The organism is Flavobacterium kingsejongi (genome assembly GCF_003076475.1).
GTDB lineage: Bacteria > Bacteroidota > Bacteroidia > Flavobacteriales > Flavobacteriaceae > Flavobacterium > Flavobacterium kingsejongi.
Genome location: NZ_CP020919.1, coordinates 1,781,969 through 1,808,397 on the forward strand (window position 1 = coordinate 1,781,969; position 26,429 = coordinate 1,808,397).

A 26,429-nucleotide genomic window follows, 5' to 3' on the forward strand; every position below is an offset into this window, starting at 1 on the left:
AACAAATTAATGTTTGAAATGACGTGTGCCGGTAAATACCATGGCAACTTTATTTTCATTACAATATTTAATACTTTGTTCATCTTTTATGGAACCACCTGGCTGAATTACTGCAGTTATACCAGCAAGATGTGCAATTTCCACACAATCTGGGAAAGGGAAAAATGCATCACTGGCCATTACAGCTCCGTTTAGGTCAAAATTAAACAAATGTGCTTTTTCAATCGCGTGCTTTAAAGCATCTACTCTTGAAGTTTGTCCGGTTCCTGAGGCAACCAACTGGCCATTTTTGGCAAAAACAATAGTGTTGGATTTGGTATGCTTGCAAATTTTAGATGCAAAAAGTAAATCCTGAACTTCCTGTTCAGAAGGGGCTGTAATGGTAACGGTCTTTAAATGCTCTTTATTGTCGGTAATGTTGTCTTTATCCTGAATTAACAAACCATTAAGACAAGTGCGTACCTGCTTCTCTGGTAAGGTAACATCATTTTGTACTAAGATGATCCTGTTTTTCTTCTCTTCTAATATCACCATTGCTTCAGCATCATAGGAAGGAGCAATCACAACTTCACAGAATAGTTTGTTGATTTCTTGTGCAGTCTCGATATCGATATTGGTATTTGAAATCAACACGCCTCCGAAAGCAGAAGTAGGGTCGCCAGCCAAAGCATCAAGGTAAGCTGCTTTGATAGTGCTTCTTGTTGCTACACCACAGGCATTATTGTGCTTCAGAATGGCAAAAGTAGGGTTGTCATTTTTAAATTCCTGCATCAGGTTTACTGCAGCATCAACATCCAGGAGGTTGTTGTATGATAATTCCTTACCGTGTGTTTTTTTGAAAATCGCATCAAAATCCCCAAAGAAATATCCTTTTTGATGTGGGTTTTCACCATAACGTAAAATCTGGCCGTTTTCCTGGCTGGATTTGAAATACGTTTCATCAGTATTGAAATAGTTGAAAATTGCTGAATCGTAATGAGAAGAAACGTGGAATGCTTTTGTAGCCAAAAGTTTTCGGTCTTCCAGCGTTGTAGCTCCATTCTGGTTCGTAATCAATTCCAGGAAGGAAGCATATTGCTGTACGGAAGAGATAATTACAGTATCTTTAAAATTCTTAGCCGCAGCCCGGATTAAGGAAATGCCACCGATGTCGATTTTTTCGATAATATCCGCTTCAGAAGCGCCGGATGCAACAGTTTTTTCAAAAGGGTACAGGTCAACAATCACTAAATCAATTTGTGGAATATTGTATTCTTCCATTTGCTGCACGTCACCTTCATGGTCCTGACGGTTCAGGATACCTCCAAATACTTTTGGATGAAGTGTTTTAACACGTCCGCCAAGTATAGAAGGATAAGAAGTTACATCTTCAACCGGTACAACAGGGATGCCTAAGTTTTTAAGAAATTCCTCTGTTCCTCCTGTAGAATAGAACGTAACATTTTGTTCGTGTAGTTTTTTTACTATCGGTTCTAATCCCTCTTTAGAGAAGACTGAAATCAATGCTGATTTAATGCTTTTTGCTGTGCTCATTGTGTTGTTGTTTTTGAAGGTGCAAAAGTAATCATTTGGGACTGAATTACCAATGTGGATATGTGCAATATTTAACAGCTTTGTGATCTTTTTTTTATACGACAATGTTTTTTCTATTTTAAGCTCCCGAATTTTGCTTTTAGTGCTGGAGTTGTGTTTTATACAGATTCAATTCGGCCCATTTTTTTTGGGTTATTAAAGTCCTTGAAGCCGCTATTGGATTCCCGTTTTTAAGGTGATCTGTTTTTGAGGCGTGTAAAAAAAGATTAGGTTTTTCTCTATTTTTTCTTCAATTTTACAAGAGTAAAAATGTAGCTATGGTAGTTTATTTCCGCTTGCTGGGCGAAAGCCTGAGTTTTGCACTGAATGCGCTCCGCAATAATAAGTTGAGGACTTTGTTGTCGCTTTTAGGAGTTACAATTGGGATTTTCTCCATTATTGCAGTACTTGCTGCTGTGGATTCTTTGGATACTAAAATTAAGAACGACCTGAGTTCCCTGGATAAAAACACCATTTATTTATTGCGTTTTTCTTTCGGCCCTACCGATATCCCCCAATGGAAGCGCGAGCAATTTCCAGATGTGACGTATGAAGAATTCCAGTACCTGAGCCGGAACCTGAATGATGTCGATAAAATTAGCTTTAATGTTTTTACACGGGATGAGAATATAAAATACGATACCAAAACCGTTACAGGCGTTAAAGTGGCGCCAAGTACAGATCAGTATCAGGGAATCCGGGGTTTTGAATTCTCGGAAGGCCGCTTTTTCAACGAGTCGGAATCCAATTCCGGCACACCTGTTATTATAATAGGGCATGAAGTCGCACAGGGGCTTTTTGGGGATAGTGATCCTATCGGAAAAAAAGTGCGGTTGTACGGCCAGCGCTTTACGGTGATAGGGGTTTTGAAAAAACAAGGTGCCAGTGCATTTGGCGATACGAACGATAATACCGTAGCTTTTCCGGTTAACTTTCTCCGGAGATTGTATGGCGATAATAGTAAGTCACTCACGCCAGCGATTATGATTAAGCCTGCTAAAGGTGTTGATATGGAGGCTTTTAAAGGAGAATTGAGTCAGAAGTTACGCAATTTCAGAGGGATGAAACCTGGAGAAATTGATAATTTTTTCGTGAATGTTTTCTCGGGCTTTACCGATATCATCGATGGGATTGTTGGCGGATTGAAAATTGGTGGGTGGATTATCAGTGGCTTCTCCCTTATTGTTGGTGGCTTCGGGATTGCTAATATTATGTTTGTATCGGTAAAAGAACGAACGAATCTTATCGGGATCCAGAAGGCTTTAGGGGCAAAAAATAGATTTATCCTGTTTCAGTTTTTATTTGAGGCTGTCATACTGTCCCTGATCGGAGGGCTGGTGGGGCTTTTCCTGGTTTGGATGATCGCCCTGATCATGACCAATGTGCTCGATTTCGAATTTATATTGAGTTTTAATAATATCGTTTTGGGAACTACAGTTGCGGGGGTTATTGGATTGCTCTCCGGGATTATTCCTGCGGTGATTGCATCGCGCCTGGATCCGGTAGAAGCGATTCGTACCGGTATGTAGTTTTTTACTCCTTATTACGGATCAGTATAAAATAATTTCGCTCAAAATCTTTAATAGTATATGATGGATGGAGAGGGCTGGTTTTGCTTTCCAATTCTAATTGGTCTTTTTTCAGAGCCCATTTCCCTTTATACAAAATTGCTTCTTTTGAATCTTTTTGAATCATCTGAATTGAAAGCTGATTCTCTTTTTGGAATGTCACAGTGAATTGTGGTATTCCAGAAAATGTCGTAGCGCGCTGGTTTTTACTGTTTTCTATGCCAGCCTTACTATACTGTTGGTGGAAAATAGCACAATCCTGAGTAATGCATCGCGCCTGAAAATTGGGATGGATGAAAAATAGCGTATCTGCGTTTTGTGTGCTGCGTACATCCCAGGATTTTTCGAATAGTTTAGGATCGATAGGGGATGCTGCCGCACGTTTCATAAAGATAGTGTCAATAGTGTGGGTATTCCCTTTTCGGGCACCACCACCATGAGTGCTCATTTCAAAAAAATGCTTTTCCTGATAGCCTTCTTTTGTTATGGTAAAACCATAGGCCAGGGGTGGGGCTTCCATTGTTAGCAGTTCCGTGATCAGGAATTGTGAATAGCGTTGCTCCTTTAAGGTAAAGCTGCCGTCGTTTTGTGATTGTGTTTCTGCAATGGCTGCGCCCGGTATTGGGTTGCCTTCAAAATCGGTGACTGTACCGCGGATTTCCGGTCTTTGCAGCCGGGATATGCAGGAACTAAAGGTTATAAGCAGAAGTATCGGGAATAGGTACTGTTTTATCATAGGTGTTGGTGGATACTGCAACAAAATTTATAGGATGCGCTCCTATTGTTACTTTTCGCAGCTGCATCAAATAGGGGAGGTCTGGGGAAACAGCATCGCGAAAAGTCAGGTTGTGTTTCATTATTAGGTAAAAAAAATCCCGGAAAGTCCGGGATTTTAAATTATCGAATATCTTGATTCAAAATTAAATCGAGATATAAATTGATTTTGTCTTTGAGTTCCTTTCGGGGTGTAATGAAATCAAGGAAGCCATGCTCCATTACAAATTCAGCAGTCTGAAAACCTTCTGGCAGCTCTTTTCCGGTGGTGTCTTTTACAACACGTGGGCCAGCAAATCCAATCAATGCTCCCGGCTCTGAGATATTAACGTCACCAAGCATTGCGTAAGAAGCTGTAGTTCCTCCGGTTGTTGGGTCAGTACACAAAGAGATGTATGGAATCTTGGCATCTGCTAACTGAGCCAATTTCGCTGAAGTTTTGGCCAATTGCATTAAAGAATACGCTGCTTCCATCATACGCGCTCCGCCAGATTTTGAAATCATGACGAAAGGAATATTGTTTTTGATAGAGTGGTCAATTCCTCTTGCAATTTTTTCCCCTACTACTGCACCCATTGATCCGCCGATAAAGGCAAAATCCATACAGCATATTACCAGGTCTTTCCCTTTTGATTTGCCTACACCAGTACGGACAGCATCTTTCAATTTGGTTTTCTCCATCGCATCATTCAAACGATCGGAATATTTTTTGGTGTCAACAAATTTCAGCGGATCTTTAGACGTGATATTCTTGTCTAATTCTTTAAATTCATTGTTGTCAAATAATATTTCAAAATATTCCTTGCTTCCGATTCTTACGTGGTAACCATCTTCAGGGCTTACATAAAAATTTCGTGCAAGCTCATCTGTATCGATGATTTTTCCAGTCGGAGATTTATACCAAAGTCCTTTTGGGACATCTTTTTTATCTTCGGTTGCGGTTTGAATTCCTTTTTCTGTTCTTTTAAACCAAGCCATATATGTAATATTCAGTGTGCTGTTGCGGGAGTTGAAGCCAGTAACAGTACGTTAAACTATAGTGTATTTATGTTGTTCAAGTCTTCGAAAGCTTGCTCTAATCGTTTGATGAAAGTAAGTTCTCCTTCACGTGCCCATTTTCTAGGATCGTAATATTTTTTGTTCGGTACTTCAGCTCCTTCAGGATTACCAATTTGTGTTTTCAGGTAATCGATGTTTTTAACCATATAATCACGGATACCTTCAGTAAACGCAAATTGTAAGTCGGTATCCAGGTTCATTTTGATTACACCATAACCAATAGCTTCTCTGATTTCTTCTACTGTAGATCCTGATCCACCGTGGAATACGAAGTCTACAGGGTTTTTCTCTGTGTTGAATTTTTCCTGAACGAAATCTTGTGAGTTTTTAAGGATTTTCGGAGTAAGTTTTACGTTTCCTGGTTTGTATACACCATGTACGTTCCCGAATGCCGCTGCAATAGTGAATCTTGGGCTTACTTTCAGAAGTTCTTCATAAGCATAAGCAACTTCTTCCGGTTGTGTGTATAGTTTTGAGCTGTCTACATCAGAGTTGTCAACACCGTCTTCTTCACCACCAGTGATTCCAAGTTCGATTTCAAGTGTCATTCCCATTTTGCTCATACGCTCCAGGTATTTTTTTGAAATCTCCAGGTTCTCTTCAATTGGCTCTTCAGAAAGGTCAATCATGTGAGAGCTGAATAATGGTTTTCCTGTTTCAGCAAAATGTTTTTCGCTGGCATCCAATAAGCCATCAATCCAAGGCAATAATTTTTTAGCACAATGGTCAGTATGTAAAATTACTGTCGCTCCGTAAGCTTCAGCAAGGGTATGAATGTGTTTTGCTCCTGCAACACCACCTAATATAGCTGCTTTTTCATTTTCATTAGATAATCCTTTTCCAGCATTGAACAGACAGCCACCGTTAGAGAACTGAATGATAACCGGAGCATTTACTTTCGCAGCAGTTTCAAGCACTGCATTGATGGTATTTGAACCTGTAACATTGATAGCCGGTAATGCAAATCCTTTTTCTTTTGCGTAATTAAAAATTTCCTGAACCTGATCTCCGGTAGCAACTCCTGGTTTAATATTATGTGCCATTATTTAGTTTTTTTGATTATAAGTCTACAAAAATAATAATTCTACACTTAGAAAGGATAATTAATTCCAATATTTAGCACAGTCTTGCTAAAATTGTACCCTCTGAACCAACGTTGACCCTCTTCGCTGGCAGGGTTATAGGTCTTGTAGCCCAAATCCAGACGGATGACAAAGAAGTTCAGGTCATAGCGGATTCCGAAACCGGAGCCTACGGCAATTTCCTGCAAATCCTTTATTCCTTCAAATGTATATTTCTTATCCGTTACGTTATCCAGTGTATTCCAGATATTTCCTGCGTCAACAAATACAGCGCCGTAAAATTTCCCTAAGAGGTTGATCCTGAACTCTGCGCTTCCGGTGAGTTTCATGTTGGCTTCATTAAAGTCATTCACACCACCACTACTTCCGGGACCAAGGCTATACGACTGCCAGCCCCTGTTGTCATTTGACCCTCCGGCAAAGTAACTCCTCGAAAAGGGGATATTGTTTGAATTTCCATAGGGGATAGCAATACCACCAAAGGCCCGCACTGCAAGAATTTGTGTTTTTCCAAAATCCCAGTGTTTGATGAATTCAAATTCTGTTTTTATGTATTGGGAATATTCGACATTAAAGAGGCTTTTTTTGCCATCTTCATTTTTAGGCTCTTTTGTCAGGTTGGAAAGCAGCGATAGCGCATTTCCGGCCGATTCTACTTTCGCTTTAAAGATGTAGAAATCATTATCATATAGATCCCGTTTGGTTGTTTTAGAATAACTGAAGTTAGAAGCAAAAATCAGGTTGTTTTCGGTCAGTCTTTTTCGGCGTTCTTCAATACTGCTGACCGTTTTATAATCTTCAGAATTAATAAGTATAGGCGTATTCCCGTCCTGTACATCCCTGATGAAAGCTGCTGTTCCCGTTTGGTGGTCCAGTTCCTGGTCTGATGGGATATAGCCTATGGCACGCGCCAGGTTATTCAGCCGGTCATAGGACGAACTGTATACGTTGAAATAATTGCCGGGATTTACATTCCGTACATACTGCACGTTTAATAAGTCGAAACGCGATGTGACAAAACGTTTGGGGCTCCAGTTGTAATTGACGATTCCCGTGAAATTTTCTTTGTCCAGTCCGATATTTTGCTGTTTTGAAAAACCAAAACTCATTATTGTGGACGGGATCATGTTCTTGGGGATGATACGCTCCGTATTAAAAGGCAGGAAGATCCTTGGGAAATTCAATTTGATGTCAGCACCATATTCCGAAATATTAAAGAATACACCATTCGGATTGGCAAGGTCTCTGGAAGATCCAATGTTTCCACGGGTAGAAATATCCAGTGTTTCGGCACCCCGGAAGATGTTTCGTATGGTTAAGGTAGGGCTCGCTGTAATACCGAAATCCTGTATGTTGGAGTGTGTAATATCCCCGGTAACATTAAAAGTATATTTCTTCATTGGCGTAAGAAATATATTCGTAATCAACGACGTTCCGGTGCTGTCCGCAGGATCTTCTACATATTGTATTGAAGGGTAATTAAAAACTTTAAGGTTGTTCAGGTAGCGCAGGGATAGTGTTTTACGGAAATCGCTAAACATCGTCCCTTTGGTAATGAACACCGCATCAGTAATCGCTTTTGGCCTGTAATTCAGGGTTCCGGAACTGTACAGATTGAAGTCATTATAGGTAACGCTATCTACAATTTTTGCAGTGTTTTTTGCGGAAGTATTATCCGTAAAGATATTGACTTCACTGATCTTAAAAAGCTTAAAAGGTTTTTTTACCGTACTGTCATTTACCCGGATGTCCTGATTGCTGACAATCAGCTCGATATTGGCTTTATGGCCTGTATCAATGGTATCTACACTATAAGTAATGTAGTTTTGCTGAAAATAATAAGCGCCACGGTTCCTGAAATTACTGGTAATCCGGTCCCGCTCATCATCCAGATTTTGCTTGTTGTATTGTACATCAGATAACAATACCGATTCTGATTTTGTTTTTTCATACAGGGAGTCCAATGCAGGAGTTGCAATCCGGGTCGAAATCGAATCTACCATATACGGCATTCCGGTACGGATGTCATATTTGATTGTGGCCCTTTTGTTGGCAAGCGTATCTACTTTATAAGTTGTTTTTACATTGAAGTAACCGGCATTATAATAATGGGAATTCAGGCGGGTAATTGATTTCTTTGTTTTTGCTTCATCAACAATTACAGGAGCTTCCCCTGTTTTTTTTAAGAAATTACTCAGGCCTGATACGATAAAAGATTGCCCCAGGCGCTCCACTTGTTTTTCAGAAAGCACTGCGGAAAGATTTTTATAGCGTCCCGGTTTCTTCTGAAGCCAGGCCTTATAAGAAGAGTCCGGATTTTTTTTTGCAAGGTTATAAAGGCCAAGACGCAGTCGGTACCCGAGTACGGAACTGTTAGGTACCTGATACAAAAGGTTGGTGTTTGTTTCGTCTTTAGTGACATCGCCATTCATATGAACGGTATTTTTTGTCAGTAAGTGTTTTCCGTCCGGAACCCTTTTTACACTGTTACAAGAGTATATAATTGCACCAATTAAAATAATTAGTGATATTTTTGCTGTATTCTTTTTCAAACGTCTCGGGATATTTAATTCAAAAGTACATTATTTCTATGGTTAGTAAAAACCAAATAAAACTTATAACGGGTTTACAGCAAAAAAAATACAGGAAACTGCATAAATTATTTATTGCCGAAGGGGCAAAAGTTATCCAGGAACTCATAGCTGCTGATTTTCAATTGGAACAGCTGTTTGTGACCGAGTCGGTACTGCCTGAAATTCCGGAATCCAAAAAGGAGTATATTACCGAAAGTGAGCTAAAAAAAATTACAGCACTTACAACGCCTAACAATTGCCTGGCTGTTTTTAAGATTCCGGAGGAACGCCCCATTATTGAAAGTGGGCTTATAGTAGCTTTGGATGATATTCGCGATCCGGGGAATCTCGGTACGATATTACGCCTGTGCGATTGGTTTGGTATTCAGCAATTGTTATGTTCGGAACAAACGGTCGATTTGTACAATCCAAAAGTAGTACAGGCTACTATGGGATCTATAGCGCGGGTGAATGTGACTTACCTGGACCTGAATGCTTTTGTAGGCCAATCGAAACTACCGGTTTTTGGAACTTTTATGGACGGCGAAAATATATACAAAAGCGAACTTCCAGCAAAAGGCATTATTGTTTTGGGTAATGAGGCCAATGGTATTTCGGCGGCTTTGGAGCAATTAACTACTCATAAGCTGAGTATTCCAAGATTTGGAAAACTGCAAAAAACAGAGAGCCTGAATGTGGCTACTGCTACGGCGATAGTTCTAAGTGAATTCCTGCGGAATACGTAGGCTATTGGAAGGTGAAGTTCACAAAAACACCACGGGTTTTCATCGAAGCGATATCACTTGTCCATGGGCTGTTGGGGTCGTTATCGCGGATTAATTCGTCTTTAAGGCTGAATACACCTCTGATAGAAGGGGAGAATTTAAAGTATTCCAGGTACAAATCAACTCCAAATCCAACTTCATAGAAATTAGACCATTTTGTCATTCGAAAACGATTAGTATAATTATCATCCTTGATTTTTGCATTACTCGAAAGGTTCAGGGCTGTAGAGACACCTCCCAAAAGGTAAGGCCTTACATTTCCGGTGCGTAATGCTGAAAATTTTAAAAGTAATGGAAAATGAATATAGGTTGATTTTACTTCCCTTAAAATATCTTTAGGTTGGGTCAGATCCGGAAAAGCAAGGTCACGCTGGGTGTAATACAAACCAGGCTCAAAACGCAGGTCGATGTATTCGTAAAGGCGGACATTCCCAACCAGTCCCACATTGAATCCTGTAGTGCTTTTTACCTGTACATCCGGGCCTACCGATTTATAGTCAAACTTGAAGTCATAGGAGTTAAAGCCGAGGTAATATCCCCAGGTCAGCCTTTGCTTGTCCCAGTTTTCAAGATTGATATAGGGATCTTTTGCAAACATGTTTTTACGCAACTGAGCTTGTGTGTTCAGTACCAGCGATAGTAGGATAAAAGCAAAAATTTTTTTCATATTATTTTTTAGATGCAGAATATATAGTGGCTACACCCAGCGTCTGAGGTAAATCTACAACATCTATAAACCCAATTTTTCTTAAAATATTGTTTAAGGCTTCACCAAAAGGAAAAACAGAGGCAGAATCCGATAAATATTGGTATGCTTTTTTGTCTTTAGAAAAGAGCCTCCCGATCAATGGTAGCAAGGTTTTGCTGTAAAGTACGTAGCCTTGTTTGAATGGGAATTTTGTTGGATTGGAAGTCTCCAGAATTACAAAAATACCACCCGGGCGCAATACCCGAAGTATCTCTGAAAGCCCTTTGTCCAGTGTTTCAAAATTCCGGATGCCAAATGCTACGGTGATAGCATCAAAGGAATTGTCGGAGAACGGTAGCTTTTCCGAATCTCCCAAGACCATTTCTATTTTGTCAGATAGTTTTCGATCTGCAATTTTCTTTTTACCCACTTCAAGCATACCGGCAGAGATGTCAAGCCCTATGATTTTTTCGGCTTGTGTTTGTGACATTAAAATAGCCAGGTCACCTGTTCCGGTTGCAATATCCAAAATGGTTTTTGGTTTTTGTTCCGATACGATTTTTAATACTTTTTTACGCCACTTGATGTCAATGCCAAAAGAAATGACACGGTTTAGTCCGTCATACTCGCCTGAAATAGTATCAAACATCTGTGCGACCTGTTCTTTTTTGCCTAAGGCAGAATCTTTATAGGGAATAACGTTTTTTGACATTTTGTAAATTTGTGCAAAGATAATGCTAATTAGTCAATTTGAAAATGAACAAATTAAATCATTTTCTTAAAAAGGTCTCGTAAGTAAAATCGATCGTATGTTTTTCGTCTTTTGGATGGTATTCGGAACTGCTGATTTTCCATTGGTCTAAATTAATAGCCGGAAAAAAAGCATCAGCCTCAAAAGTACCGTGCACACGGGTAAGGTAAATTTTGTCCGCATAGGGTAGTCCTAAAGTATATATTTCTCCACCACCAATAATAAAGACTTCTTCATTTTTTGGAGCAATTTGAAGCGCTTCTTCCATGCTCTTTACAACAATACAGCCTTCTTTGGTATAGTTTTCCTGTCGGGTGATGACAATATGGACGCGATTTGGTAATGGTTTAGGGAAGCTTTCAAATGTTTTTCTTCCCATGATGATGTGATGACCGGTTGTGATGGATTTGAAACGTTTAAAATCATCGGGCAGGTGCCAAATCATTTCATTGTTTTTCCCCAGTTCGTTATTCTCGCCTGCTGCGGCAATCATTGTAATCATTAGAGTGTGTTTTTTTTAGCAAAATCTTCTTCTACCTGTGATTGAAGGTGTTGTATTTTTTGCTCCTGTTTTTGAACGAGGCGGTCTATTTGTTGCCGCTCCCAGTCTTTGTTCATGAATCCCTTGATGATAAAAACATTGACGAAGTGAAATGTAAACAGAAAAGCCCATGCCAGTATGGCCCATACAAACCAGTTTTCCATGGTTTGCTCACCAACGTGAAGTCCTTTGTTGATGACAATGATAAAAATACTCCCGATTAGAAAAATTACGAAATGGTAAAAAAGCCTTTTTTTCTGGACAATTCTTTTTCGGGCATTTTCATATAATTCATGCTGGTTTGTTTCCATACGTTTCACAATTTGAATTTAAAGATAGAGTTTATTTTCTTAAATTCAAAAGCCTTTATTGAAACTATCCTGAACGCCAATTACGGCTGTTTCCGGTGGGGTAATTCAGGTTGTAAATGGGTATGATTATATGGCTACGGCTCCTTTGATATGTGGGTGTGGCTCGTATCCTTCCAGTGTGAAATCTTCAAATTTAAAATCAAAAATATTCTTGATCTCGGGATTGAGGGTCATTTTTGGTAAGGCTTTGGTTTCTCGCGATAATTGCAGTTCCAGTTGCTCAAAATGGTTGTTGTAAATGTGTGCGTCGCCAAAAGTATGAATAAAATCTCCGGGCTGGTAGCCACAAACCTGTGCAATCATCAGGGTGAGTAAAGCATAGGAAGCAATATTGAATGGAACACCCAGAAAAATGTCTGCACTTCTTTGGTACAGCTGGCAGGATAACTTTCCGTCAGCTACATAAAACTGAAAAAAGGCATGACAGGGTGGAAGGGCGACTTTGCCGTTGGCTACATTTTCTGAAAAAGATTTTGTAGTGTCAGGAAGTACCGAAGGATTCCAGGCGGAAACCAACATTCTCCTGCTGTTTGGATTGTTTTTCAGGGTATCGATTAATTCAGTGATCTGGTCGATCTCCTCACTGTTCCAGTTGCGCCACTGGTGTCCGTAAACAGGGCCCAATTCACCATTTTGATCTGCCCATTCATCCCATATTTTTACCCCGTTTTCATTCAAATAAGCGATATTGGTGTCGCCTTTCAGAAACCACAGCAATTCATAGATGATGGATTTTAGGTGTAGCTTTTTTGTAGTCACCATGGGGAAGCCTTCGCTCAGGTCGAAACGCATTTGATAGCCGAAAACACTTTTTGTTCCGGTTCCGGTCCTGTCGCCTTTTTGGCTACCGTTTTCTAAAACATGTTTGACTAAGTCCAGGTACTGTTTCATGGCGGGATATTTTAAGCTTAATGCGAATTATAAATCGGTGTTTACCGTGTGGGTCAGGACGATGAGTTGGTCCTGTAGCAGCAGTAAAAACAGGATTTTCAATTATAGATTTTCTCTTTTAGAAATTTCGTCGCGTATTTTTACCGCTTTCTCATATTCTTCACTGGCAACAGAGCTTTCCAGCATTTCGTGCAGTTCAGAAAGGGAATATTGCTGAAAATTTTCGCTAGGATTATGATCCTCTTCGATTCCGAAAGTTTCCGGGCTGGTGAGTACATCATCAATATCCTGTGTTTTCTCCGGTTCTAATGGGTTTACTTTAAGGTAGATTCCTGCTTTGTCCAATATGTTTTTATAGGTAAAAATAGGAGCATTGAAACGAAGGGCAAGGGCAAGGGCGTCCGAAGTACGCGCGTCAATTATCTCTTCTATTTTATCCCTTTCGCAGATGATACTGGAATAAAAAACACCATCCACTAATTTATGGATGATTACCTGCTTTACGATAATATCGAACCGGTCAGCGAAATTCTTGAATAAATCATGCGTTAATGGGCGCGGCGGCTTGATTTCTTTTTCCAGTGCTATAGCAATAGACTGGGCTTCAAATGCGCCGATAACGATTGGTAATTTGCGGTCACCGTCTACTTCATTCAGAATTAGGGCATAGGCACCATTTTGTGTCTGACTGTAGGAGATCCCTTTTATTGTTAATTTTACTAAACTCATAGGCTGATGTGCGACGTACTGCGCAAGTGGGGTTTTCTTGCGAAATACTGGAAATTAAACTTTTGCATAAATAGAAAAAAGACTATTTAAACAAAGATACTACTATCTTATATTTAAATAGTCTTTTTTGAAGACGCAATATTAAAAAAAATTATGAATTCTGAGCCTTAAATTCTTTAATTTTTTCGGTTAGTTTAGGAACAATATCAAAAGCATCACCTACTACACCATAGTCGGCAACCTTAAAAAAGGGTGCTTCCGGATCGGTATTGATGACTACTTTTACTTTGGAAGAGTTGATCCCGGCGATGTGTTGTATTGCTCCTGAAATACCTACAGCAATATACAGATTGGCAGCTACCGGTTTCCCCGTTTGGCCTACGTGTTCGCTGTGAGGTCTCCATCCTAAGTCGGAAACCGGTTTGGAACAGGCAGTTGCAGCACCAAGGGCAGCAGCAAGATCTTCGATCATTCCCCAGTTTTCAGGACCTTTTAGGCCACGTCCGGCAGAAACAACAATCTCTGCATCGGCAATGGTTACTTTACCGGTTACTTTTTCTACATTTTCTACTTTGATGTCAAAATCAGCATCATTTAAAGTAGGGGTGAAATCTTCCTCAGCTGGTGAAGAAGCACTTTCGATAATTCCAAATGAATTTTTAGCGATAGCCAATACTTTTACATCTGTGCTGATTTCAGTAATGGTGAAAGCCTTATTGGAAAAAGCATTTCTTTTTACTAAAAATGGAGCAGTACTTTCCGGAAGTGCTACCACATTGGAAGCATATCCTGCATTCAGTGATACAGCTACAAGAGGTGCCAGGTAAAGGCTGTCTGTTGTAGAAGATACTAAGATCAGTTTTGCGCTTTCTTTTTCTGCTGCATGTTTGATCACGTCAGCATATGCTCTTGCGTTGAATTTTGCTAATTTATCATTGGATACTTTCAGCACTTTGTCCACTCCGTATTGTGCCAATGCGCTGGTATCAGCGACATTCACAGTAACAGCGGTAACAGTTGTACCTAATGTTTGTGCTACTTTCTTAGCGTACGAAGCTAATTCGAAAGCTACTTTTTTAAATTTTCCTTCTGCAGATTCTGCATATATTAATATAGACATCGTTTTGTAATTTTAAATTGGATTATAATTTGAAAGCAAGGATAGCCTTAGATTACTTTCGCTTCCGTATGCAACAGGTTTACCAGTTCGTCCAGGTTGTCCGCACTGATCAGTTTTACAGCTGATTTTGGTGCTGGTTTTTCAAATTTTACCGTTTTGGTATTGTGCGTAGCAGCTACAGGCTCCAATAGGGTAAGAGCTTTTGTTCGTGCGGTCATGATTCCACGCATGTTTGGTATTCTCAGGTCTTTTTCTTCTACCAATCCTTTTTGTCCACCAATAATTAATGGAAGTGTAGTGCTTAGCGTTTCTTTACCACCATCAATTTCACGGGTTACTTTGGCATTGTTACCGTCTACTTCCACGTTGATGCAGGAGTTTACGAAATTACCACCGATAAGGGCAGCAATCATCCCAGGGACCATACCGCCATTATAATCTAAAGATTCTTTACCGGCAATAACCAGATCGTATCCGCCATTTTTGATTACTTCAGCCAATTGCGTAGCTACAAAAAAACCATCTGTTGGTACTGCGTTGATCCGGATTGCCTCGTCGGCACCAATTGCTAATGCTTTTCTAAGTGTTGCTTCGGTTTCGGGTCCACCTACATTAACAACAGTCACGTTAGCGCCTTGTTTTTCTTTGAACCAAATGGCTCTTGTAAGGCCAAACTCGTCATTAGGGTTGATTACAAACTGTACTCCGTTAGTGTCAAATTCTGAATCGCCATTCGCAAAATTAATTTTTGAAGTAGTATCAGGAACGTGACTGATGCAAACTAATATTTTCATTGGTATAGTATTTATATTTTTTAATTTTCTGCGGACTAAATTACTAATTAATTTTCAAAAATAAACTATGCACGCATAATAATTTTTAAAAACTATTTCGTTTTCGTAACGGAATAAATTCCCTTAGCCCGATTTACAAGGGTTTAGTTTTGAAAGCCCGGACTAATCATTATTTAAAATTTTGACAACAAAAGGTACCCAGTCTTGTTTTGGGATGCTTTTGTCCATATAAAAGTCCGGTTGAATACCTTTGTCATCAATCGTCATATCGGGAATTCGAAAGCTTTTAGAAAGGCTGTATCCCAAGGTAAGTGTAGTACAGGGCGAATCTACAAAATGCATGTTGGAGATATCGAGCACTCCAAAAGTTGTGGTGCCAAAAAGTTTTACTTTTCGGCTTTGCTTGGCAGCCAGGAGGAATTGTTCCGCCGTACTTCCATTATTTTCATCAATGAGGACCGCTACATTTTTTGGATACGCATACACACTGTCCATCTTTTGGGTATATACAATGTTGTCCCCGCTCAAATTGACAAATTTGCCCAGATTGGCGTTTAGCATCGCTAAATCTTTTTGTATTTCTTTCTTTTCGGCTTCCGTGATTCCGGGTTCCGATAAAAAGCCTTCCATCCTTTGGTTGTTTAAAAGGGTGGAGTACAATTCCAAACCTACAATCCGTATGGGGTTAGTATAGAGGTAGGGGATGATTTTGTTGTAGCTGCCGTCCGAACCACCGCCATTGCCCCGGATATCAATAATTAGATTTTCGGTACTGGTAATCTGGTTGTGGTAGGTTTTTAACAGGCTGTCAATCGCTTTTTTATTGGATGGAGCAAAGGAAGGGATACGGAGCAATAGCGTGTTTTTGTTTACTTCTTTAATCATCGGCTGGGCAGCGGTAAGCAATTCGGAATACAACTGGATTTCCGGACTGTCTTCCTGTTTTGGGTTGACCCTCTTTAGCATAAAAGGCCCAAGGTTAAGGATGTTTTTACCAATGAGTTCGGCGTTTTCAAAATGTTGGGTGGCGTAATTCCGCATATAAAATTCGCCATCATAAGTGCCATGTGTGGCATTGGGCTTTAGGATCAGCTTGATTTGATTCTTTTGCCAGTTGGTTCCCGGGGCAGCAATAATGAAACCGACATATCCTGTTCCGGTTTTTAAAATCCCAATGGTGTAGGGATCGGTTTTCCAAATGCCCTCAAAACCTTTTTCACCAGCGCTTTCGAGTTGTTTTTGAAGTTTTTTATCGCTGATTTCATAAGTCTTCCAGGGGACTTGAGAATTTGATACAACAGTTGTAGCTGTAGTATTGTCTTTTGGAGAGACCGAAAGATGCGCTTTTCGAAAGAATAACAGCCATTCCATTAACGTTGTGGAACAAGCTGTGGGGGAAGTAATCGATTTTACTTTTTCGGCATATAGCGCTGTATGTTTTTCATATTCCGCAGTTCCTTTCCGGTCCAGTGCATACTGGAAACCCGCATCGTTTTCTTCGAATGTTTTTTTTAGCCACAGAAAATTAGCTTCACAGGAGCAATCCTGGGCCAATAGAAAACCTGGAAACAAGAGCAACAGAAGTAGTAGTTTTTTCATTTATATGGTCAGTTGTTGGAGGTTGTTAAAGGGAGTAAATATAGAGCCAATTTTGAAATCGCACAACAAAATCACACAACAGAGCCGTTGTTGTTGAGTGACTTAGTCTGATATTTCGGCTTGATTTTTTGTAACAGTCGGATAATAAGCAGTGCAACGCTATCGTTTTCGTAAATTTAGGATCGGCTTGTTGGTGGAGGGTATAAAATTCCAAATCATTTTTTAACCTCAAATTATTCTGTTTAGTGATTTAAAATATTTATTTTTGCGTCTTTAAATCAAAGAAGAAACAAAAAAACATATGAGAACAATACAATTTAGGGAAGCAATTTGCGAGGCGATGAGCGAAGAGATGCGTCGTGATGAGTCCATATATTTGATGGGTGAAGAAGTAGCGGAATACAATGGAGCTTACAAGGCATCCAAAGGCATGTTGGATGAATTCGGTCCAAAACGCGTTATCGATACTCCAATCGCTGAACTTGGATTTTCTGGGATTGCAGTAGGTTCTGCAATGAACGGAAACCGTCCGATTGTAGAATTTATGACTTTCAACTTCTCTTTGGTCGGAATTGACCAGATAATCAATAATGCAGCTAAAATGCGCCAAATGTCAGGCGGTCAGTTTAATATGCCTATTGTTTTCAGAGGACCTACTGCTTCAGCAGGACAGTTGGGAGCGACACACTCACAAGCTTTTGAAAACTGGTTCGCCAATACTCCAGGGCTTAAAGTGGTAATTCCTTCCAATCCTTATGATGCAAAAGGACTTTTAAAATCGGCGATACGTGATAATGATCCTGTGATCTTCATGGAATCAGAGCAAATGTATGGTGACAAAGGTGAAGTGCCGGATGGTGAATATACATTGCCACTTGGTGTTGCTGAAATAAAACGTGAAGGTACAGATGTAACTATCGTCTCTTTCGGTAAAATCATCAAAGAAGCTTATGCAGCAGCAGAAGAATTAGCCAAAGACGGTATCAGTTGTGAAATCATCGATTTAAGAACTGTACGTCCAATGGATCAGGAGACAATCTTAAAATCAGTAAAAAAAACCAACCGTTTGGTTATCCTGGAAGAAGCGTGGCCATTTGGAAGTGTTTCCTCTGAAATTACTTATATGGTTCAGGAAAAAGCATTTGATTACCTGGATGCCCCTATCCAAAGAATTACTACTGCTGATACCCCAGCACCATACTCTCCAAATTTATTGAAAGAATGGTTGCCAAATGCTTCCGATGTAGTGAAAGCAGTTAAAAAAGTAGCGTACAAAAAATAATATTTCAGGACATAATCTGAACAGCGGGAATGCAGTAGTGCATTCCCGTTCTTGTTTAAAATCGGCAGTACTACTGGTTATTTGTTTACAATCCAGTGGACACCACATTATATTTTGTTTTTTTCGGTCTTGGGAATGATTTAATACAATCAAATAAAAAAATATCCGTTATATTTGAACTTCATCAGAAACATCTCTGTTGGAGTTTTTTTTATCTATGACGAAGACCGTATTCCACACTATAGCTTTACTCTTTATATTAACTACTTCCGTTACCGCACAAACCAAAGTCAGCGGTATGGTAGTGGATGCTTTTAATAAACCTGTTGCCTATGCCAATGTCGTATTTAAAGGCACTAATGAAGGGGTGATTACCAATGAAGACGGGCGATTCTATATTGAATCAAAAAATAGCTATAAGACCGTTGTGGTTAGTTTTGTAGGCTATTCTTCCCAGGAAATCCCACTGGAAAAAGCCGTGAATTACAATGTTAAAGTCGTACTGGAAGACGGAGAGCAATTGGCCGAAGTAAAAATCTATTCCGGAAAAACCTCCAAAAAGAATAATCCGGCAATTGATATCCTCCGGAAAATCTGGGAACGCAAGCGTAAAAATGGCTTGTACATGTTCAATCAGTACCAGATGGACAAGTATGAAAAAATTGAATTTGACTTCAATACGATCGATAGTGCGTTTATGAAGCGGAAGATCTTCAAAGGCATGGAGTTTATTTTTGATAAAGTCGATACCTCTGATGTGACCGGAAAAACCTACCTGCCTATATTTATCAATGAATCCCTTCATGAAGTATATGGTGACAATACTACCAACAGGAAAAAAGAGATCCTAAAAGCGAATAAAAATTCCGGTTTTGATTCCAATCAGCAAATCCTTGCGTTTATCAAGGACTTGTATGTGGAGTATAATATTTATGATAATTACCTGAATTTCTTTGATAAGAGTTTTACATCCCCACTTTCGCGTACTGGAATTGACGTGTACAATTATGTATTGGCAGATAGCGCCTTTATTGATAAGAAGTGGTGCTATAATATCGTTTATTATCCGAGGCGTAAAGGAGAACTGACCTTTAAGGGAGATTTTTGGGTGAACGATACGACATTCGCCATCAAGAATATTAATATGGCCGTCACCAAAAGTGCCAATATCAACTGGGTCAAAGATATCTATATCGAACAGGATTTTGATGTGTTGAATGATTCGGTATTTCTACTGAAGCGGGACCATATGATGACTGATTTTAGTCTCAACAAAAAAGAAAAATCAAGAGGAGTATACGGAAAACGGACTACGTTATACCGCAACCACGAATTCAATAAAGTAAAGCCGGGCGATTTTTATAAAGCCGATGTCAATTACAATGACGAGTCCGTATATGTCAAAGATGATGAATACTGGCGACAGAATCGTTTTGAATCCCTCAATAAAGATGAGGTCGGGATTTATAAAATGCTCGATACCCTAAAAACCGTCAAGAAGTTCCAACAGCTTTATAATGCAGTTTCTATTTTGGGAAGCGGTTATGTGCAATATGGAAATTTTGATTATGGCCCCATATTCTCCACTTTCGGATATAACGATGTGGAGGGCGCCCGCGTCAGGGTAGGAGGCAGGACTTACTTTGGGCAAAATGATACCTGGAGGCTTCAGGGGTATACAGCGTATGGCTTTAAAGACAATCAATTCAAATACGGGATTTCCGGAAAATGGATGATCGATAAGAAAAACAGGGTGATCCTGACTGCGGGGAATCGCCGTGATGTAGAACAGATTGGGGTGAGCCTGACAACTACCAATGATGTACTGGGCCGAAGTTTTGCTTCATCATCCCTGTTTTCCAGCGGTAGCAATAACAAACTGACGTCGATTAACCTGACCACGATCGGTGTGGAAGTGGAGCCGCTTCGCAACCTGACCTTCCAGATGGGCTTTACCTACAGAACCTTAAAAGCAGCTTCATCCGCCTTCAGCCTGGATTATTTCACCGATATTCCGGCAGGGATAACAGCAGGAGAGGTCAAGCAATATGAGATGAATATGATGATTGACTACACGCCAAAGCGAAAAACAATCGGATATGGTGTAGAGCGTTCTATAGTTGATTATAATTTTGCCCGTGTATTTTTTAATTACAGCCAGGGTGTTAAAGGTATTTTTAATAGCGATTTTGATTACGATAAACTGCAGTTTTATTACCGCCAGCCGATTGTCATCGGACCTTTGGGCCGTTTGTTTGTCACGACAGAAGTGGGTAAAATCTACGGAAATGTACCGTTAGGATTGATGGGTGTTGTGCCCGGAAACCAATCGTATTTTATCATCGACAACACATTCAACCTCCTGAATTATTATGAATTCGTAGCTGACACGTATGTGAATATGCAGGTGGAGCACCATTTTAATGGGAAGCTTTTTGCCAGAATTCCGGGAATCAGGGATTTGAACCTGCGGGAAATTATTGGGGTAAAAGGAATATACGGAACCGTATCAGACGGCAATATTGCACTGAATGCCTCTAACCTAGTCTATCAGGCACCAGAGCAGGTATATTGGGAATACCATGCCGGTATTGGCAATATATTCAAGGTATTGCGGGTTGATTTTGCCTGGAGAGGAAGCCATCTTAATGTGCCGGGAACCAATAAATTCGGCGTCAAAGCATCGTTCGGATTCTATTTCTAATTTACTTTTTTTAAGTAAATTAAACTTGTATGGAAGCCTCCATTTACATACATTTGCTCCCGCTTTAAGAACTATCTATAAATAATAAAAATGAGTGTAGAAAAATCAAAAACTTTCGATGTATTAATTGAAATACCAAGAGGAAGCAGAAATAAATACGAATACGATTTTGAATTAAAAAGAATCCGTTTTGACAGAATGTTATATTCTGCAATGTTTTACCCGGCAGATTACGGATTCATTCCGGAAACATTAGCATTAGACGGGGATCCATTGGATGTATTGGTATTGTTCACGGAGCCTTCTGTACCAGGATGCATTGTAGAAGTAAAACCAATTGCTATTTTTAAAATGGCAGATGACAAAGGTCCGGATGAGAAAATTATCTGTGTACCGGTTTCTGATCCAATCATGAACAAACTGAATGATATTTCCGATATCAACGAACACCTGATTAAAGAAATAGAGCATTTCTTCCGCGTGTACAAAGATCTTGAGAACAAAAAAGTAGACGTTCAGGGATGGGGTGATGTTACTGTGGCGAACGCTATGATCGCTGAATGTACAGAGCGTTTCAACGCATTGGACGATGCCAAAAAAGCAAGTTTCAGTATCCGTTACTAAAACACGATACATACTATAGAAAAAATGCCCTTCAGGTTTCTGAAGGGCATTTTTCATGGATGCTATTTCAAATTTTAAAAAAGGCCATTGAGTTCGGAGTTGATGCGGTGTACGATATCTCCTAGATCTTCCGGATTGTCTACAAAATTGATATTGTCTACATCGATGATTAAGAGTTTACCTTTGTCATATCCCTGAATCCAGGCTTCATAACGTTCGTTCAGGCGGCTCAGGTATTCAATGGATATGGAATTCTCATATTCGCGGCCACGCTTGTGGATCTGTCCTACAAGGTTTGGGATAGAACTCCTCAGGTAGATCAGCAGATCCGGAGCTTCAACCAACGATTCCATCAGTTCGAATAAAGATTTGTAATTGTTGAAATCCCGGTTCGTCATCAGGCCCATGGCATGAAGGTTAGGCGCAAAGATGTGCGAATCCTCATAAATGGTTCTGTCCTGTATAATGTTTTTGCCACTTTCACGGATTTGTAACACCTGGCGGAAACGGCTGTTTAGGAAATAAATCTGCAGATTGAATGACCAACGTTCCATTTGGTGGTAAAAATCATCCAGATAAGGATTGTCCACCACATCTTCAAAGTGGGGTTCCCACTTAAAATGTTTGGCTAATAGTCGTGTTAATGTCGTTTTTCCGGCCCCAATGTTCCCTGCTACAGCTATATGCATTATGGTAAGTTGATTTTATAATTTGAAATTCCTTTGGTTGTAAAAATAGATAAAATTTGGTTTTTGTACAGGTAACTGCTATAGGTTTTTTCGATATTATTTATCGTATAGTACAGTTCCTTTTTGGCATCATAAAAATACAATTGTCCCTCTTTTCGAAATAATAAAGTTTGGTTTTCTAAAAGTTGCGCATCGTCAAATTCGGCGATAGTGCCTAACGATAGTGTTTTGCCATAGACATCACAAAAAGACCAGTTCCGGTGGGCATCGATCCATTGGAAATAATTATAGTCTGACTGATAGGAAACCAATGTCTCTTTGAACGTGACGGAGATGGGTTGAAATGTCTGCTTCGTAATATCGTAAAGCCCTAATTTTTGTGTATTCAAATCAAAAATCCAAAGTCGGTTTTGGGAGGCCAGGCTCACCGTTTGTGGAAAAAGATCAGGAGCTGTCTCCGAAAAATTAATCCGTTTTATTTCATTAAGCTGATTGTCCAGCAGGATTACAGTATTGAATTCTTTATAAAAGACAACCAATTGCAGCGGATTCAGGATGTCTACACTCGTAATTTTTCCGCTTGCGATGTTTTTATATTGCCATGATTTTTGGTCATTTTGCTTTACAAGGACATTGTTGGTAACGGTATAGGAATAGCCCAGTCCATCAATCCCGATAAAACGATCGGCAGTAATAGAAATCCCTGGTAATGGGATAGCAGTTACTTTTAGGTTTTGGCCGATGGCGGTGAGGCTAAAGAGCAGGATGGTAAAAAAAAGTTGTTTCATAGTGTACCCATTCTCTAAATGGTTTTAGTAAAAATAGCATTATTTCACCAAAGTTGTTTCTTAGTTGTTGGTAAAGTAACGGTCAAAATTAAAAAATCAGTAGGATAATAGCACAAAACAGTAAATAACATTTTACTATTCTAATTATTAAAGTATTGATAAGAAGATGATCGCCGTTTTATTTAACAAATAATTCAGATAAAAAAGAGTGGAAAACAGTCATATTTGTTTTTCTATAATCAAATTTATAAGTATGAAAAAAGGAATAATATTTTCATTGTTATGTTTAGCCTATAGTGGTGAAGTACTGGCGCAAAATTTTCAGGGAATGGCAGTATATGAATCCAAAACAGCCATAAATGATTTTGTTGCACAGGGGAAGCAATTTTCCGGTGAGATACAGAAAACAATGGAAGACCGCTTGAAAAAAGCATTTGAGAAAACGTTTGTACTCACTTTTGATAAAACGGCTTCCATATATGCAGAGGAACAAAAGTTGGATGCACCCAATGCCAATAATGCCGGTATGAAAATGATGGCCTCTTTTACCGGAAGTGGGGGGACACAATATAAAAATATTAAGGATAAGACCTATGTTGTTGACAAGGAATTTATGGGTAAGGAATTCCTGATCAAAGACAGTTTGCCAAAGTTGGATTGGAAATTAGAAGGAGAAACCAAGAAAATCGGTGAGTATACCTGTTTTAAAGCGACAGCGATCCAAAAGGCCAGCGCGACAGATTTCAGGAACCTTAAAATTAAAATGAAAACTACTAAGCCGGACGATACCAAACCTGCAAAAACAACGAATCTGATGGATCAGGTGGATATGCCTAAGGAAATTGTAGTTACTGCATGGTATACTACCGACATACCGGTAAGCCAGGGGCCTGAAACCTATTGGGGATTGCCGGGACTCATTTTGGAAATTAGCACCGGGAATACCACCGTGTTATGTTCAAAAGTAGTATTGAATCCAAAACAGAAAACAGAAATTAAATCCCCTAAAAATGGGAAAGTAGTTACACAGAAAGAATACGATGAAATTGTAGTAAAAAAAATGGAAGAGATGAAGCAGCAATTCCGTGGTGCGCGACCCAACCAGACCATACGGATCGGCGGGTAATACTTTCGTTATTCAATCAGTTTGTAGCCTTGACCCCTGACATTAATAATTTGGATGTTGGGGTCAAGGTTTAATTTTTTACGCAGTTTGGTAATAAATACATCCATGCTCCTACCATTAAAAAAATCATCATCACCCCATATTTTTTTCAGTAGGATGGAGCGCTCGATGACCTCATTTTTATTGGCGATGAGGAGGTGTAATAATGAAGCTTCCCGATGGGTAAGGGAAATGCGGGTATCCGAAATGATCAGGAGTTGCTTTGTCAGGTTGAAATGATACTTTCCGATGGTGATTTCCGTATCATTTTTGGGTGTTGGTACCCGACGCAGGAGGGAATGAATACGGACGATAAGCTCTTCCATGCTGAATGGTTTTTTGAGGTAATCATTACCGCCAGAATTGAATCCATCGACAACATCCTGTGTTTGCGATTTTGAAGTGAGAAAAATTATAGGAATTTCTTTATCTGTTTTTCGAATGTCCCTGGCAACTGAAAAACCATCTTTTTTAGGCATCATTACATCCAGTACCAGCAATTCCGGCTTTTCTTTTAAATAGCATTCCAATGCATCTTCTCCATTTTTACAAATGAACACATCAAAATTGCGTGTTTCCAGGCTTTCCTTGATAATTAAGGCCAAAGCCGGTTCATCCTCCGCAAGGATGATTTTAATTCGGCTATCCATTGGGTAGGGTGATTTTAAAGATTGTTATCGGGCTATTCGGTACCAGTTCCAGTATTCCAGTGTGTTTTTCAATGATCTTTTTAGCATAAAATAATCCAATACCGAAACCTTTTATGTCATGGCGGTTACCGCTTTGAATCCTGTAGAATTTCTCGAATATCTTCTCACGCTGATTTTTTTCAATACCAATACCATTATCTTCTACTGTAATCTGGAGTGCGTCACTAGTAGCATGTAATCGTATGGTAATTGTGTCCCCTCCATATTTCAGGGCGTTATCAATAAGGTTGGATAGTGCATTTTCAAAATGGAAATAATCAATAGGGGCAATTGCGCTGATCAGTTCCGTCCTAAAAACAATATTTTTTTCCGGGCAGATCATACTGTGTTTTTCGATCTGTGCTGCTATAAGTGTGATTATGTCAGTGTCTTTGTGTTCGATCATCAGGACATCAGTATTTAAAGCGGCCGTTTCCAAGAGTTTTTCTACCATAGTTTCCAGCTTCTTTAACTGTTGGCTGGAAATGTCCAGGTACCGTTCTGTTTTCTGAGGATCATTATTCGCATTGAAATGCCGAATCCCTTCAATCGCAGTGGCTACTGTCGTGATCGGGGTTTTGAATTCATGAGTGATGTTGCTGATCAGGTCATTCTTAATCTCATCAATTTTTTTCTGTTTGTTTATCGTTTTTAATAAGTAGAGCAAACATCCGATAATCGAAAAAGACAAAAACAAAGAAAGTAAAATCTCAACACTACTCCTTTTAAAGACTAAAGCTACCGGATTGGAAAATGACAATTGTAATTTCTGTTTGGGCGGAAGATAAGAGGATTTGGAATAGGTGACCAGCGGAAATGCTGCTAATTTTTGGCGGGGGAAATAATCAAATAGTTTGTTTTCTTTATAATATGCGATCGAATATTGTACCTGAATGTTTTTCCGGGATAGTTCCTGATCCAGTGCTGCACTGATTTTCGTAAAATCAATAGAATCGCGTACCATTGAAATCACAAGTTTAGTGGCGAAATTTTTAATCTGAGTCGCACTTTCCGGATTGCTCTTTCCTTTATAGACATGAACGGATGAAATTTTATTAGGGCTTATTTTAAGCGGGTTCGTGTCGGTTTTTACGACTCCTGAATCATTCTTAATGAATAAGGTTATGGGGAAAGGAATAGGAGGATCCTTTTTTTGGAGTGCATTGGTATCGTTACTGATCGTAATTTGGGTTTTTTCAGCCTCCCTTTTTGCCACAATTACAGTAGGCAAATGCTTTTCGTTGGTTTTTGTAGGTTGTAAATCTATATTTTCCGCAGTGCTATAGTTGGTTACAGGCAATTGCTCTTTAAAGGAAAAAAGATCATTTTTGGAGTCAAGAAGATAATAACTGTCAATACTATTGTCAAAGGCAATCTGTACCTCATTGACCAATCGGAGTTTGTTCTCCTTATAGTTTTTGATATTCCAATAAATCTGTAATCCGATAGTCGCCAATATGGCAATAGTTATAAAAAGTAAAATAGGATTGTATTTCTTATTTTTCATTTTCCAAAAGTAAACAGTAAAAACATTTAAAACGAGCCGTTAACAATCGTTAACATTGCTTAACTCAAAATGTAAACTGATGGC

General features: G+C 39.4%; 24 protein-coding genes. 6 read left to right on the plus strand and 18 right to left on the minus strand.

All coding sequences use genetic code 11. The features are described from left to right. Window positions 1-6 precede the first annotated feature (6 nt). Entirely contained in the window at window positions 7-1,533 is a 1,527-nt protein-coding gene (gene purH / locus FK004_RS07695; protein WP_108738783.1) for a bifunctional phosphoribosylaminoimidazolecarboxamide formyltransferase/IMP cyclohydrolase, read from the minus strand. 317 nt (window positions 1,534-1,850) lie between these two features. Here purH and FK004_RS07700 point away from each other — a divergent pair, with 317 nt between their 5' ends. Continuing rightward, window positions 1,851-3,101, plus strand: coding sequence for an ABC transporter permease (locus FK004_RS07700; RefSeq protein WP_108736738.1), 1,251 nt, complete (start codon window positions 1,851-1,853; stop codon window positions 3,099-3,101). Window positions 3,102-3,105: 4 nt separating this feature from the next. Here FK004_RS07700 and FK004_RS07705 read toward each other — a convergent pair whose 3' ends face one another. From FK004_RS07705 to tamL, 4 genes are all read right to left on the minus strand, one after another. Next, window positions 3,106-3,876, minus strand: coding sequence for a carboxypeptidase-like regulatory domain-containing protein (locus FK004_RS07705; RefSeq protein ID WP_108736739.1), 771 nt, complete (start codon window positions 3,874-3,876; stop codon window positions 3,106-3,108). A gap of 161 nt (window positions 3,877-4,037) precedes the next feature. Next, a complete protein-coding gene (gene accD, locus FK004_RS07710; protein WP_108736740.1) occupies window positions 4,038-4,892 on the minus strand; it encodes an acetyl-CoA carboxylase, carboxyltransferase subunit beta in 855 nt (284 codons plus the stop codon). A gap of 56 nt (window positions 4,893-4,948) precedes the next feature. Further along, window positions 4,949-6,016: a class II fructose-bisphosphate aldolase gene (gene fbaA, locus FK004_RS07715; RefSeq protein WP_108736741.1), complete on the minus strand. Its 1,068-nt coding sequence runs from the start codon at window positions 6,014-6,016 to the stop codon at window positions 4,949-4,951. A 47-nt stretch (window positions 6,017-6,063) separates the two neighbouring features. After that, window positions 6,064-8,607, minus strand: a complete 2,544-nt coding sequence (gene tamL / locus FK004_RS07720) for a translocation and assembly module lipoprotein TamL (protein ID WP_108736742.1) — start codon at window positions 8,605-8,607, stop codon at window positions 6,064-6,066. A gap of 38 nt (window positions 8,608-8,645) precedes the next feature. Here tamL and FK004_RS07725 point away from each other — a divergent pair, with 38 nt between their 5' ends. Beyond that, window positions 8,646-9,374, plus strand: coding sequence for a TrmH family RNA methyltransferase (locus tag FK004_RS07725; protein WP_108736743.1), 729 nt, complete (start codon window positions 8,646-8,648; stop codon window positions 9,372-9,374). Between the two features lies 1 nt (window position 9,375). Here FK004_RS07725 and porT read toward each other — a convergent pair whose 3' ends face one another. The 9 genes from porT to FK004_RS07770 form a co-directional block, all read right to left on the minus strand. Beyond that, complete coding sequence (gene porT / locus FK004_RS07730; protein ID WP_108736744.1) at window positions 9,376-10,080, minus strand: type IX secretion/gliding motility protein PorT/SprT; 705 nt, start codon at window positions 10,078-10,080, stop codon at window positions 9,376-9,378. A 1-nt stretch (window position 10,081) separates the two neighbouring features. Then, on the minus strand, window positions 10,082-10,813 hold the full coding sequence (gene ubiE / locus FK004_RS07735) for a bifunctional demethylmenaquinone methyltransferase/2-methoxy-6-polyprenyl-1,4-benzoquinol methylase UbiE (RefSeq protein WP_108736745.1): 732 nt from the start codon (window positions 10,811-10,813) through the stop codon (window positions 10,082-10,084). 58 nt (window positions 10,814-10,871) lie between these two features. After that, on the minus strand, window positions 10,872-11,354 hold the full coding sequence (locus FK004_RS07740; protein WP_108736746.1) for a dihydrofolate reductase: 483 nt from the start codon (window positions 11,352-11,354) through the stop codon (window positions 10,872-10,874). Then, complete coding sequence (locus FK004_RS07745) at window positions 11,354-11,704, minus strand: 2TM domain-containing protein (protein WP_108736747.1); 351 nt, start codon at window positions 11,702-11,704, stop codon at window positions 11,354-11,356. Before FK004_RS07745 ends, FK004_RS07740 begins: the two co-directional genes overlap by 1 nt. Window positions 11,705-11,830: 126 nt before the next feature. Beyond that, window positions 11,831-12,655 (minus strand): thymidylate synthase, encoded by an 825-nt coding sequence (locus FK004_RS07750; protein WP_108736748.1) that lies wholly within the window; start codon window positions 12,653-12,655, stop codon window positions 11,831-11,833. Window positions 12,656-12,757: 102 nt separating this feature from the next. Beyond that, window positions 12,758-13,384 carry a bifunctional nuclease family protein gene (locus FK004_RS07755; protein WP_108736749.1) on the minus strand — a complete coding sequence of 209 codons (627 nt, stop codon included), beginning with the start codon at window positions 13,382-13,384 and terminating at the stop codon, window positions 12,758-12,760. A gap of 151 nt (window positions 13,385-13,535) precedes the next feature. Continuing rightward, a complete protein-coding gene (locus FK004_RS07760) occupies window positions 13,536-14,504 on the minus strand; it encodes an electron transfer flavoprotein subunit alpha/FixB family protein (RefSeq protein ID WP_108736750.1) in 969 nt (322 codons plus the stop codon). A gap of 47 nt (window positions 14,505-14,551) precedes the next feature. Next, on the minus strand, window positions 14,552-15,298 hold the full coding sequence (locus tag FK004_RS07765; protein WP_108736751.1) for an electron transfer flavoprotein subunit beta/FixA family protein: 747 nt from the start codon (window positions 15,296-15,298) through the stop codon (window positions 14,552-14,554). Between the two features lie 162 nt (window positions 15,299-15,460). After that, window positions 15,461-16,897 (minus strand): S41 family peptidase, encoded by a 1,437-nt coding sequence (locus tag FK004_RS07770; RefSeq protein WP_108736752.1) that lies wholly within the window; start codon window positions 16,895-16,897, stop codon window positions 15,461-15,463. Window positions 16,898-17,198: 301 nt separating this feature from the next. On the opposite strand from FK004_RS07770, the gene FK004_RS07775 reads away from it, so the two are divergent. From FK004_RS07775 to FK004_RS07785, 3 genes are all read left to right on the plus strand, one after another. After that, the gene (locus tag FK004_RS07775) at window positions 17,199-18,179 is read left to right on the plus strand and encodes a pyruvate dehydrogenase complex E1 component subunit beta (RefSeq protein WP_108736753.1); all 981 of its coding nucleotides are present in this window, start codon (window positions 17,199-17,201) and stop codon (window positions 18,177-18,179) included. 217 nt (window positions 18,180-18,396) lie between these two features. Then, window positions 18,397-20,883: a DUF5686 and carboxypeptidase-like regulatory domain-containing protein gene (locus FK004_RS07780; RefSeq protein ID WP_108736754.1), complete on the plus strand. Its 2,487-nt coding sequence runs from the start codon at window positions 18,397-18,399 to the stop codon at window positions 20,881-20,883. Window positions 20,884-20,973: 90 nt separating this feature from the next. Continuing rightward, on the plus strand, window positions 20,974-21,507 hold the full coding sequence (locus FK004_RS07785; protein ID WP_108736755.1) for an inorganic diphosphatase: 534 nt from the start codon (window positions 20,974-20,976) through the stop codon (window positions 21,505-21,507). A 74-nt stretch (window positions 21,508-21,581) separates the two neighbouring features. Here the strand turns inward: FK004_RS07785 and FK004_RS07790 are convergent, their stop codons facing one another. Further along, complete coding sequence (locus FK004_RS07790; RefSeq protein ID WP_108736756.1) at window positions 21,582-22,196, minus strand: deoxynucleoside kinase; 615 nt, start codon at window positions 22,194-22,196, stop codon at window positions 21,582-21,584. Then, window positions 22,196-22,984: a hypothetical protein gene (locus FK004_RS07795; RefSeq protein WP_108736757.1), complete on the minus strand. Its 789-nt coding sequence runs from the start codon at window positions 22,982-22,984 to the stop codon at window positions 22,196-22,198. The genes FK004_RS07790 and FK004_RS07795 overlap by 1 nt, the downstream gene beginning before the upstream one ends. Window positions 22,985-23,237: 253 nt before the next feature. Between FK004_RS07795 and FK004_RS07800 the strand changes: the two genes are divergently transcribed. Beyond that, a complete protein-coding gene (locus FK004_RS07800) occupies window positions 23,238-24,110 on the plus strand; it encodes a GLPGLI family protein (RefSeq protein WP_108736758.1) in 873 nt (290 codons plus the stop codon). 8 nt (window positions 24,111-24,118) lie between these two features. Here FK004_RS07800 and FK004_RS07805 read toward each other — a convergent pair whose 3' ends face one another. After that, a complete protein-coding gene (locus tag FK004_RS07805; RefSeq protein WP_108736759.1) occupies window positions 24,119-24,799 on the minus strand; it encodes a response regulator transcription factor in 681 nt (226 codons plus the stop codon). Then, complete coding sequence (locus tag FK004_RS07810) at window positions 24,792-26,345, minus strand: sensor histidine kinase (protein ID WP_108736760.1); 1,554 nt, start codon at window positions 26,343-26,345, stop codon at window positions 24,792-24,794. Before FK004_RS07810 ends, FK004_RS07805 begins: the two co-directional genes overlap by 8 nt. Window positions 26,346-26,429: the final 84 nt, after the last annotated feature.

Bases quoted from the DNA above. Each gene is read 5' to 3' on its own strand.
- purH (WP_108738783.1), bottom strand. From the start codon at position 1,533: ATGAGCACAGCAAAAAGCATTAAATCAGCATTGATTTCAGTCTTCTCT.
- FK004_RS07700 (WP_108736738.1), top strand. From the start codon at position 1,851: ATGGTAGTTTATTTCCGCTTGCTGGGCGAAAGCCTGAGTTTTGCACTG.
- FK004_RS07705 (WP_108736739.1), bottom strand. From the start codon at position 3,876: ATGATAAAACAGTACCTATTCCCGATACTTCTGCTTATAACCTTTAGT.
- accD (WP_108736740.1), bottom strand. From the start codon at position 4,892: ATGGCTTGGTTTAAAAGAACAGAAAAAGGAATTCAAACCGCAACCGAA.
- fbaA (WP_108736741.1), bottom strand. From the start codon at position 6,016: ATGGCACATAATATTAAACCAGGAGTTGCTACCGGAGATCAGGTTCAG.
- FK004_RS07725 (WP_108736743.1), top strand. From the start codon at position 8,646: ATGGTTAGTAAAAACCAAATAAAACTTATAACGGGTTTACAGCAAAAA.
- porT (WP_108736744.1), bottom strand. From the start codon at position 10,080: ATGAAAAAAATTTTTGCTTTTATCCTACTATCGCTGGTACTGAACACA.
- ubiE (WP_108736745.1), bottom strand. From the start codon at position 10,813: ATGTCAAAAAACGTTATTCCCTATAAAGATTCTGCCTTAGGCAAAAAA.
- FK004_RS07740 (WP_108736746.1), bottom strand. From the start codon at position 11,354: ATGATTACAATGATTGCCGCAGCAGGCGAGAATAACGAACTGGGGAAA.
- FK004_RS07745 (WP_108736747.1), bottom strand. From the start codon at position 11,704: ATGGAAACAAACCAGCATGAATTATATGAAAATGCCCGAAAAAGAATT.
- FK004_RS07750 (WP_108736748.1), bottom strand. From the start codon at position 12,655: ATGAAACAGTACCTGGACTTAGTCAAACATGTTTTAGAAAACGGTAGC.
- FK004_RS07755 (WP_108736749.1), bottom strand. From the start codon at position 13,384: ATGAGTTTAGTAAAATTAACAATAAAAGGGATCTCCTACAGTCAGACA.
- FK004_RS07760 (WP_108736750.1), bottom strand. From the start codon at position 14,504: ATGTCTATATTAATATATGCAGAATCTGCAGAAGGAAAATTTAAAAAA.
- FK004_RS07765 (WP_108736751.1), bottom strand. From the start codon at position 15,298: ATGAAAATATTAGTTTGCATCAGTCACGTTCCTGATACTACTTCAAAA.
- FK004_RS07770 (WP_108736752.1), bottom strand. From the start codon at position 16,897: ATGAAAAAACTACTACTTCTGTTGCTCTTGTTTCCAGGTTTTCTATTG.
- FK004_RS07775 (WP_108736753.1), top strand. From the start codon at position 17,199: ATGAGAACAATACAATTTAGGGAAGCAATTTGCGAGGCGATGAGCGAA.
- FK004_RS07780 (WP_108736754.1), top strand. From the start codon at position 18,397: ATGACGAAGACCGTATTCCACACTATAGCTTTACTCTTTATATTAACT.
- FK004_RS07785 (WP_108736755.1), top strand. From the start codon at position 20,974: ATGAGTGTAGAAAAATCAAAAACTTTCGATGTATTAATTGAAATACCA.
- FK004_RS07790 (WP_108736756.1), bottom strand. From the start codon at position 22,196: ATGCATATAGCTGTAGCAGGGAACATTGGGGCCGGAAAAACGACATTA.
- FK004_RS07795 (WP_108736757.1), bottom strand. From the start codon at position 22,984: ATGAAACAACTTTTTTTTACCATCCTGCTCTTTAGCCTCACCGCCATC.
- FK004_RS07800 (WP_108736758.1), top strand. From the start codon at position 23,238: ATGAAAAAAGGAATAATATTTTCATTGTTATGTTTAGCCTATAGTGGT.
- FK004_RS07805 (WP_108736759.1), bottom strand. From the start codon at position 24,799: ATGGATAGCCGAATTAAAATCATCCTTGCGGAGGATGAACCGGCTTTG.
- FK004_RS07810 (WP_108736760.1), bottom strand. From the start codon at position 26,345: ATGAAAAATAAGAAATACAATCCTATTTTACTTTTTATAACTATTGCC.